Genomic DNA, 17408 nt, shown 5'->3' on the forward strand with positions numbered 1-17408 from the left:
CACGGCGCGTCGCGCTGCCGTCGCTCGGCTCGTGCAGCTTGCGTACAGTGCGTGCAAAGACCCAAGGTTTCCTCCGCCATGCCCCCCTCGCCCTCGCTCCCTCCTACCTTGTTGCAGCGCCTGCAGCATTTCTACGCCCAGCTGCTGCGTTGGTTCCATATCTACGCGGGTTGGCTGGTCAGCATCAGCTGGAAGAACTTCATCATCTTCTCGGCAGCGCTGATCATCGGCGCCAATCTGATTTCCAATCTGCCCTTCTTCACCTGGCGCATCACCGAGGAAGTCGAAAGCGGATCGGTGCCCTACAACAAGCTGCCGCGTCTGCCGCCGGCTGAGAAGCCGGAGAAGCGAGAGAGGGCCGAGAAAGCCGAGAAGACCGACAAGAGCGGCAAGGGCATCCACTACGAGATCAGCATCGACGAGCGTGGCGTGCGCGTGCAGCCGCGCGCGGCCTCGGGCGACAAGGCCGCGTCGGAAGCCGGCAGCGAGGGCGCAGGGCCGGGCGTGAACATCCGCTTCCCTGAGTCGGCCGAGCGCGAGGACATCCGGCGCGCCGTCGAAGACGCGCGGACAGCCCTGGAAAAAATCGCCGAGGAAGCGCGCGAAGCCCAGGAGAAGGCCGAACAAGACGCTCAGCAGGCCGAGGAAACCAAGCAGGCCATCGAAGAAGCACGCGCCGAGACCGAGCGACTGATCGAAGAGGCCCGAAGCGGCGGGCCGAGATCCCGCGTGCGCGTCATCCATGCCGGAGACTTCTTGGTTGAATGGGCGGTGTTCTGGGTTGCGGCCTCCCTTTTGATCAAGATCACCTACAAAGGTCGCATCCAGGCCGAGGTGAAAGCCGCCAAGGCGACCGAGACGGCAGAGGCCGAATCGCTCAAACGCCAGGTCATCGAAGCCCGCATGGCCGCCATGCAGGCCCAGGTGGAGCCGCATTTCCTGTTCAACACCTTGGCCTCCATCGACCACCTGATCGAAACCGACCCGCCGCGTGCCTCGCAGATGCAGAAGAACCTGATTGCCCTGCTGCGCGCCTCCATGCCCACCATGCGCGAGGCCAATGCCAGCGGCGTGCGTGACCTGGGCCGCGAGCTGGCGGTCATCAAGCCTTACCTCGAAATCCTGCAGATGCGCATGGAAGAGCGGCTGCAGACCGAGATCGATGTGCCCGAGGGCCTGCTCTCGGCCGAATTCCCGCCCATGATGATCCAGAGCCTGGTCGAGAACGCCATCAAGCATGGCCTGGAGCCCAAGGCCGAAGGCGGCCTGCTGCGCGTCAAGGCCGAGGTGCTGCACGGCAAGCTGGCCGTGACCGTGGCCGACACCGGCCTGGGCTTCGGCCGCGCCGCCACCGCCGGAACCGGCGTGGGACTGGCCAATATCCGCGAGCGCTTGATGATCCTCTATGGCTCACGCGCCAGCGTCACCGTCACCGAGAACCAACCCAGCGGCACCGTGGTGACCATCACCGTGCCTTACCGCAGCCGCGCCGACGAGCACGAAGGAGCCTCCGCATGAAAAGCTTTGCCAAGTTCACCCTGGCCCTGAGCCTGGTTTTGGCCCTGGTGGCCGCCGTGTCCGGCGTCTGGCTCTGGCAGGAAATGCTCAGCCACCCGGGCGTCAGCATCAGCATCAATGGCGAAGACCTGTACCTCGGTGAGATGGCCTCAGGCCAGTGGGCCGAGCTGCTGGTCGGCGGACTGATCACGGGCGTGGTGCTGCTGTTTGTGCTGCCCCTGGTCTTGCTGCTGGGTGTGGGCCTGCCCCTGCTGATCGTCGGCGGCGTGCTGGTCTGCGTGGTGGCCACGGTACTGGCGGCGCTGTTCAGCGTCGGCGCGGTGCTGGGTTCACCGCTGATCCTGCTGGGCCTGGTGCTCTGGCTGCTGCTGCGCGACCGCCGCCCCAAGCGCAGCGCGCAAGCCTGACCACCTCCGAAGCCGACTTAACATCCGCGCATGAACCAGCCAAACACCCCCGCCCCCACCCGCGTGCGCGCCGTCCTGGCCGACGACGAACGCCTGATGCGCGAACAGCTGCGCAGCCGCCTGACCGAGGTCTGGCCCGATCTCGACATCGTCGCCGAGGCCAAGAACGGCCTGGAGGCGGTGGAGCTGGTGCGCGAGCACCGGCCCGACCTGGTGTTTCTGGACATCCGCATGCCGGGCCTGACCGGTGTCGATGCCGCCCGCCAGATCGCCCAGCTGCCCGAGGATGACTCCTGGCTGGTGCCCGAGATCGTCTTCATCACCGCCTACGACCAGTACGCGGTCGAAGCCTTCGAGCAGGGCGTGGCCGACTATGTGCTCAAGCCCGCCGAGCGCGAGCGCCTGCTGGTGACGGTGCAGCGCATCAAGAAGCGCCTGGCCCAGCGCCAGGACGGAGCCAGCGTGCCCGATGCGGCCGAGCCCGCGGGCGCGCCGTTGCAGCAGCTCTTGCACAAGCTCTCCAGCCAGCTCAACCCGGGCGCCAAGCCCAACTACCTGCAATGGATCCAGGCCACGGTCGGCCAGGCCATCCAGATGATCCCGGTCGAGGACGTGCTGTTCTTCATCAGCGATGAAAAGTACACCCGCGTGCAGACCGCCCGCATCGAAGCCCTGATTCGCAAGCCGATCAAGGAACTGGTGGACGAGCTCGACCCCAGCCTGTTCTGGCAGATCCACCGCTCCACCCTGGTCAATGCCCGCGCCATCGACGGCATCACCCGCGATTTCCGCGGCCGCCAGATGGTGGGCGTCAAAGGCCTGAGCGAAAAGCTTGAAGTCAGCCGCAGCTACACGCATCTGTTCAAGGGCATGTGAGTCTGTAGGCCCCGAGCAGGGGCTGCGGACCGCTGTAATGCTGGTTCTCCTCGCTACGGTGTCTCGTCCCGCCGCCGGGCTCATGGTTCGCGGGTCGGCTCTGCGAGCCGACTTCCCTCGGTGCTCACTGCGCGGCTCAGCGGCGCCAAACTCCCTCCGTTCGCTGCGCTCACTGTGGTCAAACAGTGGCGCCGAGTCAGAGCTTGAAGCGCGCGGGTACGCGCGCCTGAGCCGCTCCGCTGCGCCCTCGGCCGCGCACAAATCGCCCGTCGGCGGGCCGAGCCACCTTCGAATTGCGCGTTCTCCACCGTCGCGGGGCAGATCGATCGCGATGCAAGCGCCCTGCAGCCTGTGCCGCTGCCGGGCGATTTGTGCAGGGCCGAGCAGCACAGCGCCTCGGGGCGCGCGCGTACCCGCGCGCTTCAAGTTCTGACTTGGCGCTTCTGTTTGAACGAAGCGAACGCAGGGAGCGAAGTGAGTTATGCGCCAGCCCCGAGGCGCGAGCAGCGCAGGGAAGTCGGCCCGTCAGGGCCGACCCCGGAACCATGAGCCCGGTAGCGGCACGGGCTACAGGGCCTCACGAGCAAAACCACAGGCTGATTCGTGCCGCCAGCCGCGATTCACCACCATTCACCGCCGATTTCCGCAGTTCATCCCAGCCCAGTTGACAGCGCGCAAATTGAGATTAAAGTGATATCACCTTTAATCGGAGGACGCGATGAGAACCCAGCAAGAATTTCGCACCGAAACTGCCGCCAGCACCCACAGCGGCGCCCTGGCCGTGGGCCTGGCCCTGATCGGCCTGGCCGGAGGAACGGCCTTGGTGATCAGCACCGTGGCCCTGGGCCCCTGGGCTTTGCTGCCGGGCTTGGGCCTGGTGCTGGTCGGCATCCTGGCCCTGGCCGGGCTGTACATGCAGCAGCCCAATGAGGCGCGCATCCTGACCCTGTTCGGGCGCTATTGCGGCAGTGATCGGCGCGAAGGCCTGCGCTGGGCCAACCCGCTGATGCTCAAGCGCAAGATCTCGCTGCGCTCGCGCAACTTCAATGCGCCCACGCTCAAGGTCAACGACAAGCGCGGCAACCCGGTGGAGATCAGCGCCGCCGTGGTCTGGCGGGTGCAGGACACGGCGCGTGCGGTGTTCGAGGTCGACGATTTCGAGGTCTATGTGCGCATCCAGGCCGAGGCGGCCATCCGCCATCTGGCGGCGCAATTCGCCTACGACGAGGGTGACGACATCCATTCGGGCGAAATCACCCTGCGCGCCGGCCAGGACGAAGTGGCCGCGGCCCTGGTCAAGCAGTTGCAGGAGCGTTTCGGTGACGCCGGCGTGGAAGTGCAGGACGCCAAGATCACCCACCTGGCCTATGCGCCCGAGATCGCTCAGGTGATGCTGCGCCGCCAGCAGGCCGAGGCCATCATCAGCGCCCGCAAGAAGATCGTGCTCGGTGCGGTCAGCATGGTGGAAGAAGCGCTCAAGGGTCTGAGCGAGCGCTCCATCGTCGAGCTGGACGACGAACGCAAGGCCGCCATGGTGTCCAACCTGCTGGTGGTGCTGTGCTCGGACAAGGAGACGCAGCCCATCGTCAACACCGGCACGCTGTACAACTGAGGCCCGCCCAGCCGCAGCCCTGATCCACCATGGCCAGCCCCGACAAAAAAAGCTTCGCCCTGCGCCTGGACCCGGCGCTCTGGGCCGAGGTTGAGCGCCTGGCTGCGCAGGAGCTGCGCTCGGCCAATGCCCAGATCGAATACCTGCTGCGCGAAGCCCTGGCGCGGCGCGGCATCAAGCCCGCCGTGAACCGCAGCCCGCGCGGCCGGCCACCCAAGGAAGGCAGCGGCGCTGAGCCGGGTAGCGAGGCAGCGGAATCCAGCGAGGGCTGAGCCTGCCTCAGCAGGCAAACGTCCTCAACCCTGGTCTTTTTGCGCCTGAGCCTGAGCGGCCGCCGAAGCGGCGCCCTTGGCCGCAAAGGTCTCGCGCAGGCGCTTGAGCTTTTCACGCGGGTCTTCCTTGACCTCGCTCTCGTTCAAGCGCATCTCGGTGATGAAGCGGCTGGGGATGCCCATCACCAGCTCGCGGCTCTTCTTGCGACGGCGCAGGGTGCTCACGGCCAGGGTCTTGCGCGCGCGGGTGATGCCCACATACATCAGGCGCCGCTCTTCCTCGAGGCGCTGGGCCGTCATCTCCTCGTCGTCGGCCTTGAAGGGCAGCAAGCCCTCGTTGACACTGGCAAGAAAGACATGCGGCCACTCCAGGCCTTTGGAGGCATGGAGCGTGGTCAGGGTGACCTGGTCCTGCTCTTCATTGCGCTCGGACAGCGAGATGATGACGCTGATGGTCTGCGCCACCTGCAGCACCGATTCCTTCTGCGCCTCCATGGTGACTCCGCCATCGTTGGTGACCTGGCCGCCGCAGCGTTTGGCCACCCAGTCGACGAAATCGAGCACATTGTTCCAGCGGGCCATGCCCACTTTTTCGTTCTCTTCGCTCTCGATCAGGTGCTGCTCGTAGCCGATGTCCTTGAGCCATTCCAGCAGCAAGGCCTTGGCCGGCTCGGCGCCCTCGGTGTGACGGGCGCGGTACTCCAGCTCGTTGACATAACGGCCAAACTCGTGGAGCGAGCCGATAGCCTTCTTGCTCAGCACCGTGCCCAGGCTCTCGGCGAACAAGGCCTCGTACATGCTGCACTTCCACTGCCCGGCAAACTGGCTCAGCGCACCCAGGGTTTGGTGGCCGATGCCGCGCTTGGGCGTGGTGATGGCGCGCAGAAAGGCCGGGTCGTCGTCCTGGTTGACCAGAAGGCGCAGCCAGGCGCACAAGTCCTTGATCTCGCTTTTGTCGAAGAAGCTCTGGCCGCCCGAGACCTTGTAGGGAATGTTGGCGCGGCGCAAGGCCTGCTCGAACACCCGCGCTTGGTGGTTGGCGCGGTAGAGGATGGCGAATTCCTTGAAATCCTTGGCCTTGCCGTCACCACGCAAGGCCTGGATGCGCGCGACCGCGCGCTCGGCCTCGTGGTCCTCGCCATCGGCCTCGACCAGCACGACCGGGTCGCCGTCACCAAAATCGCTCCAGAGCTTTTTCTCGAACAGCTTGGGGTTGGTGGCGATCACATTGTTGGCCGCCCGCAAGATCGCGCCGGTGGAGCGGTAGTTCTGCTCCAGCGGGATCACCTTGAGGTGAGGGAAGTCGACTGGCAGGCGCTTGAGGTTCTCGATGGTGGCGCCGCGCCAGCCGTAAATGCTCTGGTCGTCATCACCCACGGCGGTGAACATGGCCCGCGGCCCGACCAGGGCCTTGAGCAGGTCGTACTGCACCGCATTGGTGTCCTGGTACTCGTCGACCAGCACATAGCGCAGCTGGTCTTGCCAGCGGCCACGCGCCTCGGCGTCCTCGGTCAGCAGGCGCAAAGGCAGGCTGATCAGGTCATCGAAGTCCACCGCCTGGTAGGCCGCCAGGCGATCCTGGTAGCGCTCCATGACGATGGCGGCGGCGCGCTCGTTGTCGTCTCGCGCCATGGCCAGGGCTTGCTTGGCGGTCAGCCCCTGGTTCTTCCACATCGAGATGGTCCATTGCCAGGACTTGGCCTGGTTGGCATCGGCCGTGCCGCCGGCATCGCGCAGCAGGCCCAGCACATCGTCGCTGTCGAGGATGGAGAACTGCTCCTTCAAACCGACCCGCGTGCCCTCCTGGCGCAAGATGCGCACGCCCAGGCTGTGAAAGGTCGAGATCACCAGATCCTTGGCCGCCCGCGCCCCCACCAGATGGCGGGCGCGCTCGCGCATTTCCTGCGAGGCCTTGTTGGTGAAGGTGATGGCGCCAATCTGCTTAGGCGCATAGCCGGCCTGCAACAGGCGCGCGATCTTCATGGTGATCACCCGCGTCTTGCCCGAGCCCGCCCCGGCGATCACCAGACAGGGGCCATTCAGGTGGTGAACGGCTTCGAGCTGGGCGGGATTGAGGGTGTCAGACATGATGGGCGCGAGGGAGAACGGGCGATGATAGCCAATCACCCGCGGCGCGGGCTTCGCCCCGCATAATCGGCCCCGCATGCGGAACAACGCCTTGACTCCAAGCTGGGCCCTGATGCTGCTGTGCGCCCTGCTGTTCGGCGGCGCGGCGCAGGCGAGAGAACTGCTGGCCGTGGGCACGCAGTTCCCGCGCATCCTGGAATTTGATGCCAAGGGCATCGCCCGCGGTCTGGCCGTGGACCTCTTGACCCGCGCGGCTGCCCAACAGGGCCACACGGTTCGTTTCGAAAGCCTGCCCTGGGCGCGGGCCCAGCTGGTGGTGGAGCAGGGGCTGGCCGATGTGCTGGTGGGCCCCTACCGCAGCCCTGAGCGTTTGCAACGCTTCTTGTTTTCACAGCTGGCGTTCTACGAGGACGCCCTGGTGTTCTACGCCAGCCCCGCCAAGGCGGAGCTGTGGCAGGGCGACTGGAGCCGCTTGAGCGGACGCTCGGTCGGCCTGGTTCTGGGTTGGGCCTACGGCGACGCGATGGAGCAGGCGCGCAGCAGCTTGCTGATCAGCCACCCTGGCGATGTGGCCACCGGCCTGCGCATGCTGCAGCGCGGCCGCATCGACCTGCTCGCCAGCAATGAACGCAACACCACGCCGGTGCTCGAGGCCATGGGCCTGAGCACCCAGTTTCTGGTGCTGAAGCCGCCGATCGCGGTCCAGGCCGGCCACTTCGCCTACAGCCGCAACGCCAGTGGCGAGGAGCTCCGCGTCAACCTCGATCGCAGCCTGGAGGCGCTGCGCAGCAACGGCACGCTGCGCGAGCTCGCGCGGCAATGGGCTGTGCGGATTCCGGATTGACGGATTGAGGCACTGCTTGTGAAGGCAGTTTGCGCCATTTTCTTTCGCTATCCTGCTCGCAATGAGCACGAGACCGCCCCACCCTGCCCTGCAACGACGTCAACTGCTGCAAGCGGCCCTGGCCGCCGGCAGCGCCCCGCTGTGGATCCGCCACGTCCATGCGGCGGACACGGTCGAGCGCTTCGCCCTCGGCATCGCCTCGGGCTGCCCGAGGCCCAGCAGCCTGGTGCTGTGGACCCGGCTGAGCGGGCCGGCGCTGCCGGCCCAGGTGGCGGTGGACTGGGAACTGGCCGAGGACGAGGCCTTCAAGACCGTGGTGGCCAAGGGCCAGGAGATGGCGCTGGCGGCCGATGCGCACAGCGTGCATGCCGAGCCAGCCGGGCTCAAGCCCGACCGCTGGTACTGGTACCGCTTCACCGCCCTGGGCGCGCGCAGCCCAGTCGGGCGCACGCGCACGGCGCCAGCGCCTGATGCCAAGGTCAACTCGCTGCGCTTCGCCATCGCCTCCTGCCAACGCTGGGACCATGGCCGCTACGCCGCCTGGGCCGATATGGCGCGCCAGGACCTCGATCTGGTGCTCTTCCTTGGCGACTACATCTACGAGAGCGCGGCCATCTCCAACGCCTCGGCCAGCGGCCCGGCGCCGCGCGTGCATGTAGGCGGCCTGTGCCGCAGCCTGGACGACTACCGCCAGCGCTACACCCAGTACAAAAGCGACCCGTCCTTGCAGGCCATGCATGCGCGCGCGCCCTGGATCGTCACCTGGGACGACCACGAGGTCGACAACGACTGGGCCGGCGACCACTCACAAGGCCTGGAGGCTGACTTCCCGCAGCGCCGCATCGCCGCCGCCAAGGCCTACTGGGAGCACATGCCCTTCCCCAAGGCCCTGCGCCCGAGCGGCAAGGACATCCGCATCCACGAGCACTACGACTGGGGCCAGCTGGCGCGGCTGATCAGCGTGGACGGCCGGCAATGGCGCGATCCGCAGGTCTGCCCCAAACCCGGTCGCGGCGGCTCCAACACCTTGTCGCTCAAAGACTGCCCGGACTTTCTCGACCCGCGCCGCAGCCTGCTGGGCGCCGCCCAGGAGCAATGGCTGGCGCAAAGCTGGGACGCCTCACGGCCCTGGAACCTGCTGGCCCAGCAGACCCTGATGGCTCGCATGAACTGGCAGACCCAGGCCGGCGAGCCGGGTGTCTACTGGACTGATGGCTGGGATGGCTATCCGCTGGCGCGCCAGCGCCTGCTGCGCGATATGGCGGCGCGCAAGCTGCGCAACACCGTCGTGCTGGGCGGGGATGTGCACGCCAACTATGTGGCCGATCTGCGCGCCGATTTCGATGCGCCGGTGAGCGCCGCCAACCCGCTGCTGGCCACCGAGTTCTGCGGCACCTCGATCAGCAGCCAGGGCCTGGACCAGAGCCGCATCGAGCGCGCCCTGCCGCACAACCCGCATCTGCGCTACGGGCACGCCGATCAGCATGGCTATGTGCAATTCCTGCTGCGCCCGGACCGCCTGGAGGCCGAGCTGCGCTCGGTGCAGGAGCTGTGGAAGGCCGACAGCCCGCTCGAAACCTCGGCCCGTTTCACGGTGGAAAGCGGGCGGGTCGGGGCGATTCAGGGCAGTTGAGCCGCCTGCGCAGGCGCCGCGCTCAGGTGCGCGCCAGCGAGGTGTTGGTCGGCGCGCCCTGCGCCGTGGCCGGGCCCTGCAGGTACTGCTTGCCCAACCAACCGCCCACCAGCAAGGTGGCGGTGATCACACTGGCCAGGGCCAGGCGGCGGCTCCAGCGCGGCTCGCTGCCGGCCGTGGCCGTCTCGGGCAAGGCCGACAGGGTGTCGGGCCCGTCCACCGCGTCAGCACCGATTCCGGCGACCGGCATGGGGTTCAGGGTCAGGGCCGAGTGGTTTTCACCGGCCAGCCAGGCGCGCAAATCATCGGCCAGCGCTTCGGCGCTGACATGGCGGCGGTCGGCGCGCGGCGCCACGGCCTTGTGCAACAAGGCATCCAGGCTGAACTGCTCGGCGCCGCTGAGGTTGGACCAGCTGGCCGAGGGCGAGGCCTCGTCCACATCGCCGCCAAAAGCCGAGGGCAGGCGGCCATCGACCAGCATGTAGAGCAAGGCGCCGAGGCCGAAGACTTCGCTGCCCAGGCTCGGTGGCTCGCCGGCCAGGGCTTCCGGGCTGGCGTAGCCAGGCACCGAGCCCAGGCCCATGCCGCGCTCGAACGGATCCTCCGGGTCGGGCATGCGCATCAGGCCCATGCCCATCAGGGTCAGGCGCTGGTCGGGCGTCACCCAGATCATGCCGGGATCCACCTCGGCCAGCAGCCAGCTTTGCTGGTGGGCGTAGCGCAGCACCTCGCAGAGCTTGACGATCAGGTTCAGGCGCGCGCGCAGCGGCAGGTGAGAGCAAGCCCGCACGATGGGCTGGCCTTCGGCCCAGCGCAGGATCATGTAGGGCTGACCCAGGGGCGTGACGCCGCTGTCGCTGGGCACGGAAATGCTGGGGTGCGAAAGCTGGCCCATGTCCAGCGCCTGGTCGGCGAAGCGCAGCATCACGCCGGCGGCGCGCTCGCTGCGCGGCAGCACCAGCACGGCCGCAGCCTGGTCAGCGGCCAAGGCATGCTGGGCGCGGTACCACTGGCCGCTGGGGCCGCCATCGGCGCCATGCAGCGCGGTGGTCAGGCGCCAGACGCCCAGGGCAGTGCCTTCGCTCAACGTGGTCGGAGCTGCCGGGGGGGGAAGGGCAAGTTCGGGCATTCGCATAGGGTTTGTGCTGACATGCTAGGGGATAGCGCCCCGCTTGGGGAAGCGCATCAGCCCTTGAACCGGGGGGCGATGCGCATTTGCTCACGCGATTTAGGGCTTATTCACGCCCCCCAAAGCGGTGGTCGGCCCACGCCAGGCGCCCACCAGCCTGCCCAGCGGGCCAAACGCGCTGCGAAGTGAGAACCTGACCCTTGCGATACTGAAGCCTCATATGAGCGCCATTCTCGCCGTCACGCTGCCCTTTTTCGCCCTGGTCCTGTGCGGTTATGTCGCTGCCCGGCAAGGCCTGCTGGCCGAGACGGCGATTCCAGGGCTGAATGGCTTTGTGCTTTTCTTCGCCCTGCCCTGCCTGCTGTTCCGCTTCGGCATGAACACGCCGGTGCTGCAGCTGCTGAACCCGACCGTGCTGGGGGTCTACCTGGCCGCGGCCTTGCTGATCGTCGGCCTGTGCATCGCCTGGACCCTGTCGCCGCGGGTGCAACTCAAAGATGCAGCCTTCGGCGCCCTGGTCGCCGCCTTTCCCAACACCGGCTTCATGGGCGTGCCCCTGCTGGTGGCCCTGCTCGGGCCGGCGGCGGCCGGGCCGGTGATCTGCACCATCCTGGCCGATCTGTTTGTGACCAGCTCGCTGTGCATTGCACTGGCGCGCGCCCACGACGCGGTGGCCGGCGCCACCGGCCGCAGCGCCGCTCGCCTGGCCGCGGCGCAGGCCTTGCGCGGCGCCCTCTCCAACCCCCTGCCCTGGGCGATTGCGCTGGGCGCGCTGGCCAGCGCCACGGGCTTGCGGCCGCCCGGACCGCTGGACCGCGTCATCCAGATGCTGGCCGATGCGGCCTCGCCGGTGGCACTCTTCACCATCGGCGCCGTGCTCTGGCGCGCTGGGCAGCATGCCCACAGCCGCACGCCGCCGGCGCTTTACCTGCCGGTGGCTGCGCTCAAGCTGCTGCTGCATCCGGCCCTGGTGCTGGGCCTGGGCCTCGCCGCGCAGCGCCTCGGGGCGGGGCTGGGTTCCTTCGAACTGACGGTGCTGACCCTGGCCGCCGCCCTGCCCAGCGCCAGCAATGTCTCCCTGCTGGCCGAGCGTTATGGCGCCGACAACGGCCGCATCGCTCGCATCATCCTGGCCAGCACCAGCCTGGCCTTCCTCAGCTTCAGCAGCCTGGCCTGGTGGCTGCAGACCCATCCGCTGGGCCCGGCGGCGTGACGCACTGCGCAGCCGGTCGCCGGCTGCGCCCCCACAAGCACCGCTTCTTGAGTTGCATCAAGACAAAGCAGCCACAGGGATGAGAATGTGACGGATTCATGACAGCACCCCCACCCGCCATGAGCACCAGCGCAGCCAAGACTTCGAACACCCCGGCCCCACGCGTCGCGCGCAAGAAAAGCGCGCCCCGCCCCAGCCGCAGCGGCGACACCACCAGTGGCCACAGCAGCCAGGGCATCGCCCGCCAGGTGGTCCAGAAAGCCGTGGATGCCGCCCAGGCCCGCGAGCTGGAGGCGCTGAAGGATATCGTCGCCACCCAGGGTCCGGCGGCCCTGGCGTCCTCGGTGCGGGCCATCGTCGCCGGCTGCGCGCCGGACGATGCGCAAGCGCTGCGCCAGGCCCTGCTGCAAGAGCTGCAAGCGCCCGAGGATGGCGCAGCAGGCCCCGACCCCGACCAGGTGCTGTCCAGCCACTGGCGCAGCGGCGCCTACCCCTACAAGAACCTGCTCTCGCGCAAGAGCTACGAAAAGCAGAAGTACGCGCTGCAGGTGGAGCTGCTCAAGCTGCAGGCCTGGGTCAAATCCAGCGGTCAGCGCCTGGTGATCCTGTTCGAAGGCCGCGATGCGGCCGGCAAGGGCGGCACCATCAAGCGTTTCATGGAGCATGTGAACCCGCGCGGCGCGCGCGTCGTGGCGCTGGAAAAACCCAGCGAGGTCGAGCGCGGCCAGTGGTACTTCCAGCGCTATGTCCAGCACCTGCCCACGGCGGGCGAGATCGTGCTCTTCGACCGCAGCTGGTACAACCGCGCCGGTGTCGAACGGGTGATGGGCTTTTGCAGCCAGGACGAGTACACGGAGTTCATGCGCCAGGCGCCCGAGTTCGAGCGCAATCTGGTGCGCAGCGGCACCCATCTGGTCAAGCTCTGGTTCTCGGTCAGCCGCGAGGAACAGCGCCGCCGCTTCAAGGAGCGCGAGGCCCACCCGCTCAAGCAGTGGAAGCTCTCGCCCATCGATCTGGCCTCGCTGGACAAATGGGACAGCTACACCAAGGCCAAGGAGGCGATGTTCTTCCACACCGACATCGCCGAGGCGCCCTGGACCGTGGTCAAGTCCGACTGCAAGAAGCGCGCGCGCCTCAACGCCCTGCGCCATGTGCTGCACCAGCTGCCCTACACCAACAAGGATGTCAGCAAGATCGGCCCGCTGGACCCGCTGCTGGTGGGCCGGGCCAATGTGGTCTACGAACGCGGCGAAGGCCGCAGCGGCTGAAGCACCAAGCTCACACCCGCTCCAAGGGCCGGTGCGGCGGCGCCGGCAGTTGCACCCGGATGGCATCGCCGGGGCGCACCCAGCCACCCTGCAGCACCACGGCCATGATGCCGGCCTTGCGGATCAGCTGCCCCTCGGGTCCGCGGTCCAGCACGGCGGCCAACAGGCCCGGCATGAAGTTCTCGATCTGGGCGCAGGGGTTGCGCAGGCCGGTGATGCGCAAGCGAACCTGCTCGCCGATCTGCAGCTCCGTGTCGGTGGGCAGGGCCAGCAGGTCCAGGCCGGCCGTGCAGATGTTTTCGCCCAGCTGCCCGGGCGCCAGCACCAGGCCACGCGGCGCCAGCGCCTCGAACAGCTCGCGCTGGATCAGATGGACCTGGCGCAGATTCGGCTGGCTGGGGTCCTGGGCCACGCGCGAACGGTGCTGCACGGTCACGCCGCGGTGGGCATCACCGCGCACACCCAAACCGGCTTCCAGCTCGATGGCCGGCGCGGTCTGTTTGGAAAAGCCATGCACCGCGCTGAGGCTGACCGCGCACACGGTGGCGGCATCCGTGGGCGGAAACTGCGGTGGGGCTAGGGTTGGAGCGTGCATCAAGCCATGTGCGAGAGCCAAGGACCGGCGCAGTATGCCCGGCGCATCGGGCGCAAGGCCTCAGTCCAAGGTGCTCATGACCTGCGAATCGCCCTGCTGGCGCAGCGGCAGCAGGATGTGGAAGGCCGCGCCCGAGCCCTCGCTGCCGGGTTCGCCCAGGTTCTCGGCATAGATGCGGCCACCGTGGATCTCGATGATCTTGCGGCAGATGGCCAGACCCAGGCCGGTGCCGCCGGAGCCATCCTTGGTCTGGCTCGATTGAACAAAGGCATCGAAGATCTTCTCCAGCTCCGCCGGCGGGATGCCCGGCCCCTGATCGGCCACACGGATGTGGACCTCGCCTTGCGGCGACAGCTGAGCCCGCACATCGAGCGCCCCGCCCTCGGGCGAGAACTTGATGGCATTGGCCATGACATTGCGCACCACCTGCTGGAAGCGCAGCGGGTCGACCTTGGCCGCCAGCGGCGTGGCCGGCTGGCGCAGCGACAAACGCAGATGGCGGCGCGCCATCAGCGGCTCCAGCTCGCGCATCACGCCCTGGATCAAGCCGCGCAAATCGCAGCGCTCCAGGTCGAAGGTGCCGACCGAGCTTTCGATCTTCGAGACATCAAGCAGATCGTTGACCAAGGCCAGCATGCGCTGACCGGCCTGCTGGATGTCACTGAACATGCTGGCCAGCTTGGGCGCATCACGGCCGCGTGCCATGCCCAGCTCGGAGAAGCCCAGGATGGACTGCAGCGGCGTGCGCAGCTCATGGCTGATATTGGCCACGAACTCGCTCTTGGCGCGCGAGGCCTCCTGGGCCACATCGCGCGCCTCGCGGGTGGCGCGCTCGGCGGCGCGGAACTCACTGACATCCTCCAGCGTGCACAAGATGCCGGCCACACCGCCGTTCTGGTCGGGCACGCGCACCTTGGTGATCAGCATGTCGCGCAGGCTGCCGTCGCGGTGCTGGATCTGAGTCTCGTAGCGGATGCGGCCACCCTCGCGCAACAGACGCGCATCCTGCTCGTCGTGCACCAGGCGCTCGGCCTTGGGCATGAAATTGCCGACCGGCTGACCCAGCGTCACCTGCCGGCTGCGCCCGGTGAACTCTTCCCAGGCCTGGTTGACGGTGACGTAGCGGCCCTCGGCATCGAACATGGACACCGGCAGCGGACTCATCTCCTGGAGCAAGGCGCTGAAGGCGAGCTGGTGCTGCAGGCTTTGCTGGGCCACCCAGCGCTCGGTCACATCGACCGCGCTGCCGGCAAAGCCGCTCAGGGCCTGGGTCTGTTCGTCGCGAAGGGGCAGCACCGAGATTTCAAATCGACGCATCTGCCCATCGGGCGCCTGCAAGGCGAACTGCGTGCTGCGCGACTCGCCTGGCTGACCTTCGGGCGCAAACAAGGCCTCCATGCGCTGGCGGTGCTGTGGCGCTACCAGATCGGGCAGGCGCAATCCCTGGGCCTCACGGATGGGCAAGGCACTGAGGGCGGACCAGCGCGCATTGACGAAGGTGATGCCGCCCTGTGCATCGGTGCGGAAGACAAACTCCTGCAGGCTCTTGAGCAACACGCGCAAATCATGCTCACGGGCGGCCACGCGCTGGTGGGCGCGGTCCAGCGCCGCGCGGGCGCGCGCCCCGTTGCTGAGGCTGCGCAAGGCCACCCAGGCCGCGCCCGACACCAGCACCAGGCCGGCGCCAGCCACCGCCAGCAGCACATGCATCAGCTCGCGCCAGCCCTGCAGGGCCAGGTCCAGGCGCTCCTCCACCAGCACCACCAGGGGTCGGGTGCGGGAAACGCGGAAGGCCACAACCTGGGTGCCCGGCTGGGCGCCCACGCCGACATAGCTGCCGTGCTCACGGGACGGCAGCCACTGGGCAAACACCGGATGGTGGCTGAGGCGCGTGCCGGGGTCCTGGCTGACCGACTCACTGGCGGCCAGCAGCTGGCCATCGAAGCTGCTCAGCAGGGCCGAGCCTTTGGCGTCCGCAAAGGCCTGGCTTTGGTAGTTGGCCAGTGCATCCGGGTTGATCAAGGCCAGCAAGAGCACATGGCGACCTCCTGGCAGTCGATGCTGGCGCAGCAGGGGCAGCATGAACACCGGCGAGGCCGGAGCTCCGAGGCGCAGATCGCGCAAGCCTCGTCCCGGCAACAAGGCAGCCAGACGGTCGCCTCCCTCTGGCGGCAGGGCGCCCAGCAAAGGCAGGCTCAGCTGCAGGCCGGCTTCGCCCGCTTCCGAGCTGGCCAGCACCTGGCCTTGCAGACTGAGCACCGCCACATTGCGCAAGACCGGCTGGCCTTGCAGGGTCTGGCTCAGTTGCTGGCTCAGCGCTTCACCGGCCGCGTGGCCCTCGCCGCCGGCCAGGGCGGCCGCCAGGGCCGGGCTGTCACCCAGGCTGCGCAGGCCTTGCGCGGCACTCTCCACCGCGCGGGTGATCTGGTCTTCCAACACCCGACTCATCAGCCGGCTGCGGTCCTGGGCCGCATCCACCGCCTCGCCGCGCTCGTACCAGGCCAGGCCGGCCAGGGACACCAGCAAGGCCAAGCTCAGCAACACCGCCGCCAGATAGACCGCCAGGCGCTGCCGATCCACGGTGGGCCGGTGTTCCTGGAGCACAAGGGCGTCGAGCTTCATGGCCTCAGCTCGCGTCGATCATGGACTCGAAGCTGGGCGGGTCGCTGTTGATGCGCTCGCGCAGTTCGATCAACTCGCCGGCATGGGCCAGCACCAAATCCACCAGATGCGGGTCAAAGGCCAGGCCGCGCTGCGCGGTCAGCATCTCGAGGGCTGTGGCGTCGTCCAGCGCCGGGCGGTAACAGCGGTCCATGGTCAGGGCGTCGAAGAAATCCACAACCGCCACGATACGCCCCGACAGCGGAATCGCCGCACCAGCCAGGCCCATGGGGTAGCCGCTGCCGTCCCAACGCTCGTGGTGGTTCATGGCCACCTCGGCCGCCAGCTGGAACAAAGGGATGCGCGAGCGACCCAGGATCTGCGCGCCGATCAGCGGATGGCGGTTCATGATCTGGCGCTCTTCGGGCGTGTAGGCACCCGGTTTCTTCAGCACATGGTCGGGCACACCGATCTTGCCGATGTCGTGCATGGGCGCGGCCCAGCGCAGCATCTGGGCGGCCTGAGGCGTCTGCCCGGCCAGCAGGGCCAGGGCCTCGGCCAGGAAGCCGATGCGCACGATGTGCACACCGGTGTCGTCATCGCGGAAATCGGCGGCCCGGGCCAGACGCAGCAAGGCCTCGTGATGGGCTTGCGCCACCTCGCGCAAGGCCTCGTTGCGCTCCTGGTACATGCGCCCCAGGTCGGAAAGAATGCATTCCATTTGCGCCGAGGCCATGGCATCGAACTGGCGCGCGCCGGCGGCCAGACGCTCGGGCTCGGCCAGCAGATCGACAGGAGTGTCGTTGGGTTTCATGGCCATCAGATCCGCGAAGTTGGAATTCTGGTGGAAGCCAGACCGGTCCAGAGTTGCCATGGCTTCAGTCCACCAACCAGAGCGAGGCCAGCGCGTCGATCAGACGCAGCGGGCTGAAGGGCTTGACCAGATAGTCATGCGCGCCGGCCTTGAGACCGGCCTCCTTGTCCTGCGCCTGGCCGCGGGCGCTGAGCAGGATCACATGGGTGTTGCGCAGGCTGGGCTCGGCGCGGATGCGGCGGCAGGCTTCGAGGCCATCCATGCCGCCAGGCATCATCACATCCATCAGTACAAAATCCGGCTGCAGGATCAGGGCTCGCTCCAAGGCGCTGTCACCGTTGGCGGCCTCGTGGATCTCGTAGTCCTCGAACTCCAGCGTCATGCGGATCAGGCGGCGAATGTCCGCGTGGTCATCGACGATCAAGATCTTTTTCATGGCGGGCTCCTGCAAACTGAACTTCAGTGCGTTCAATTTATCATTTGTATCAATTGAAGTGCGATAAAAAAACGCATGCCCGTCGGGCAAATTCGGCAAAAT

15 protein-coding genes are annotated in these 17408 nt (G+C 67.5%); 9 read left to right on the forward strand and 6 right to left on the reverse strand.

The window, feature by feature from the left end; translation table 11 throughout:
• Positions 1-78: 78 nt before the first annotated feature.
• The 5 genes from AC1Q6P_RS10915 (at position 79) to AC1Q6P_RS10935 (ending at position 4685) form a co-directional block, all read left to right on the forward strand.
• Entirely contained in the window at positions 79-1518 is a 1440-nt protein-coding gene (locus AC1Q6P_RS10915) for a sensor histidine kinase (RefSeq protein WP_492665221.1), read from the forward strand.
• Positions 1515-1925, forward strand: a complete 411-nt coding sequence (locus AC1Q6P_RS10920; RefSeq protein WP_492665222.1) for a hypothetical protein — start codon at positions 1515-1517, stop codon at positions 1923-1925. Before AC1Q6P_RS10915 ends, AC1Q6P_RS10920 begins: the two co-directional genes overlap by 4 nt.
• 30 nt (positions 1926-1955) lie before the next feature.
• The gene (locus tag AC1Q6P_RS10925; protein ID WP_492665223.1) at positions 1956-2801 is read left to right on the forward strand and encodes a LytR/AlgR family response regulator transcription factor; all 846 of its coding nucleotides are present in this window, start codon (positions 1956-1958) and stop codon (positions 2799-2801) included.
• Positions 2802-3519: 718 nt separating this feature from the next.
• Positions 3520-4413, forward strand: a complete 894-nt coding sequence (locus tag AC1Q6P_RS10930) for an SPFH domain-containing protein (RefSeq protein WP_492663954.1) — start codon at positions 3520-3522, stop codon at positions 4411-4413.
• A gap of 29 nt (positions 4414-4442) precedes the next feature.
• The gene (locus tag AC1Q6P_RS10935; RefSeq protein WP_492663955.1) at positions 4443-4685 is read left to right on the forward strand and encodes a type II toxin-antitoxin system antitoxin; all 243 of its coding nucleotides are present in this window, start codon (positions 4443-4445) and stop codon (positions 4683-4685) included.
• A 24-nt stretch (positions 4686-4709) separates the two neighbouring features.
• On the opposite strand, the gene AC1Q6P_RS10940 is transcribed toward AC1Q6P_RS10935, so the two are convergent.
• On the reverse strand, positions 4710-6773 hold the full coding sequence (locus AC1Q6P_RS10940; protein ID WP_102769324.1) for an ATP-dependent helicase: 2064 nt from the start codon (positions 6771-6773) through the stop codon (positions 4710-4712).
• Positions 6774-6864: 91 nt separating this feature from the next.
• Here AC1Q6P_RS10940 and AC1Q6P_RS10945 point away from each other — a divergent pair, with 91 nt between their 5' ends.
• Entirely contained in the window at positions 6865-7617 is a 753-nt protein-coding gene (locus AC1Q6P_RS10945) for a substrate-binding periplasmic protein (RefSeq protein WP_492663956.1), read from the forward strand.
• Positions 7618-7678: 61 nt separating this feature from the next.
• Positions 7679-9250 (forward strand): alkaline phosphatase D family protein, encoded by a 1572-nt coding sequence (locus AC1Q6P_RS10950; RefSeq protein WP_492663957.1) that lies wholly within the window; start codon positions 7679-7681, stop codon positions 9248-9250.
• Between the two features lie 22 nt (positions 9251-9272).
• Here the strand turns inward: AC1Q6P_RS10950 and AC1Q6P_RS10955 are convergent, their stop codons facing one another.
• Positions 9273-10337, reverse strand: coding sequence for a serine/threonine protein kinase (locus tag AC1Q6P_RS10955; RefSeq protein WP_492663958.1), 1065 nt, complete (start codon positions 10335-10337; stop codon positions 9273-9275).
• A 262-nt stretch (positions 10338-10599) separates the two neighbouring features.
• Between AC1Q6P_RS10955 and AC1Q6P_RS10960 the strand changes: the two genes are divergently transcribed.
• Together AC1Q6P_RS10960 and ppk2 are read left to right on the forward strand one after the other, a co-directional pair.
• Positions 10600-11592 (forward strand): AEC family transporter, encoded by a 993-nt coding sequence (locus AC1Q6P_RS10960; RefSeq protein ID WP_492663959.1) that lies wholly within the window; start codon positions 10600-10602, stop codon positions 11590-11592.
• 119 nt (positions 11593-11711) lie between these two features.
• Complete coding sequence (ppk2, locus tag AC1Q6P_RS10965) at positions 11712-12860, forward strand: polyphosphate kinase 2 (protein ID WP_492663960.1); 1149 nt, start codon at positions 11712-11714, stop codon at positions 12858-12860.
• A 10-nt stretch (positions 12861-12870) separates the two neighbouring features.
• Here the strand turns inward: ppk2 and AC1Q6P_RS10970 are convergent, their stop codons facing one another.
• The 4 genes from AC1Q6P_RS10970 to AC1Q6P_RS10985 form a co-directional block, all read right to left on the reverse strand.
• A complete protein-coding gene (locus AC1Q6P_RS10970; protein ID WP_492663961.1) occupies positions 12871-13455 on the reverse strand; it encodes an MOSC domain-containing protein in 585 nt (194 codons plus the stop codon).
• A gap of 60 nt (positions 13456-13515) precedes the next feature.
• Positions 13516-16077, reverse strand: a complete 2562-nt coding sequence (locus AC1Q6P_RS10975; RefSeq protein ID WP_492663962.1) for a PAS domain S-box protein — start codon at positions 16075-16077, stop codon at positions 13516-13518.
• A 4-nt stretch (positions 16078-16081) separates the two neighbouring features.
• Positions 16082-16777 carry an HD-GYP domain-containing protein gene (locus AC1Q6P_RS10980; RefSeq protein ID WP_102769742.1) on the reverse strand — a complete coding sequence of 232 codons (696 nt, stop codon included), beginning with the start codon at positions 16775-16777 and terminating at the stop codon, positions 16082-16084.
• Between the two features lie 157 nt (positions 16778-16934).
• Complete coding sequence (locus AC1Q6P_RS10985; protein WP_102769741.1) at positions 16935-17306, reverse strand: response regulator transcription factor; 372 nt, start codon at positions 17304-17306, stop codon at positions 16935-16937.
• Positions 17307-17408 lie beyond the last annotated feature (102 nt).

It is taken from the genome of Roseateles sp. GW835-FHT13E02, from assembly GCF_058794035.1.

Excerpts from the sequence above, each read along its gene's own strand:
- AC1Q6P_RS10960 (WP_492663959.1), top strand. The coding sequence starts at position 10,600 with ATGAGCGCCATTCTCGCCGTCACGCTGCCCTTTTTCGCCCTGGTCCTG.
- AC1Q6P_RS10980 (WP_102769742.1), bottom strand. The coding sequence starts at position 16,777 with ATGGAATGCATTCTTTCCGACCTGGGGCGCATGTACCAGGAGCGCAAC.
- AC1Q6P_RS10970 (WP_492663961.1), bottom strand. The coding sequence starts at position 13,455 with ATGCACGCTCCAACCCTAGCCCCACCGCAGTTTCCGCCCACGGATGCC.
- AC1Q6P_RS10920 (WP_492665222.1), top strand. The coding sequence starts at position 1,515 with ATGAAAAGCTTTGCCAAGTTCACCCTGGCCCTGAGCCTGGTTTTGGCC.
- AC1Q6P_RS10915 (WP_492665221.1), top strand. The coding sequence starts at position 79 with ATGCCCCCCTCGCCCTCGCTCCCTCCTACCTTGTTGCAGCGCCTGCAG.
- AC1Q6P_RS10950 (WP_492663957.1), top strand. The coding sequence starts at position 7,679 with ATGAGCACGAGACCGCCCCACCCTGCCCTGCAACGACGTCAACTGCTG.
- ppk2 (WP_492663960.1), top strand. The coding sequence starts at position 11,712 with ATGAGCACCAGCGCAGCCAAGACTTCGAACACCCCGGCCCCACGCGTC.
- AC1Q6P_RS10985 (WP_102769741.1), bottom strand. The coding sequence starts at position 17,306 with ATGAAAAAGATCTTGATCGTCGATGACCACGCGGACATTCGCCGCCTG.
- AC1Q6P_RS10925 (WP_492665223.1), top strand. The coding sequence starts at position 1,956 with ATGAACCAGCCAAACACCCCCGCCCCCACCCGCGTGCGCGCCGTCCTG.
- AC1Q6P_RS10935 (WP_492663955.1), top strand. The coding sequence starts at position 4,443 with ATGGCCAGCCCCGACAAAAAAAGCTTCGCCCTGCGCCTGGACCCGGCG.
- AC1Q6P_RS10930 (WP_492663954.1), top strand. The coding sequence starts at position 3,520 with ATGAGAACCCAGCAAGAATTTCGCACCGAAACTGCCGCCAGCACCCAC.
- AC1Q6P_RS10940 (WP_102769324.1), bottom strand. The coding sequence starts at position 6,773 with ATGTCTGACACCCTCAATCCCGCCCAGCTCGAAGCCGTTCACCACCTG.
- AC1Q6P_RS10975 (WP_492663962.1), bottom strand. The coding sequence starts at position 16,077 with ATGAAGCTCGACGCCCTTGTGCTCCAGGAACACCGGCCCACCGTGGAT.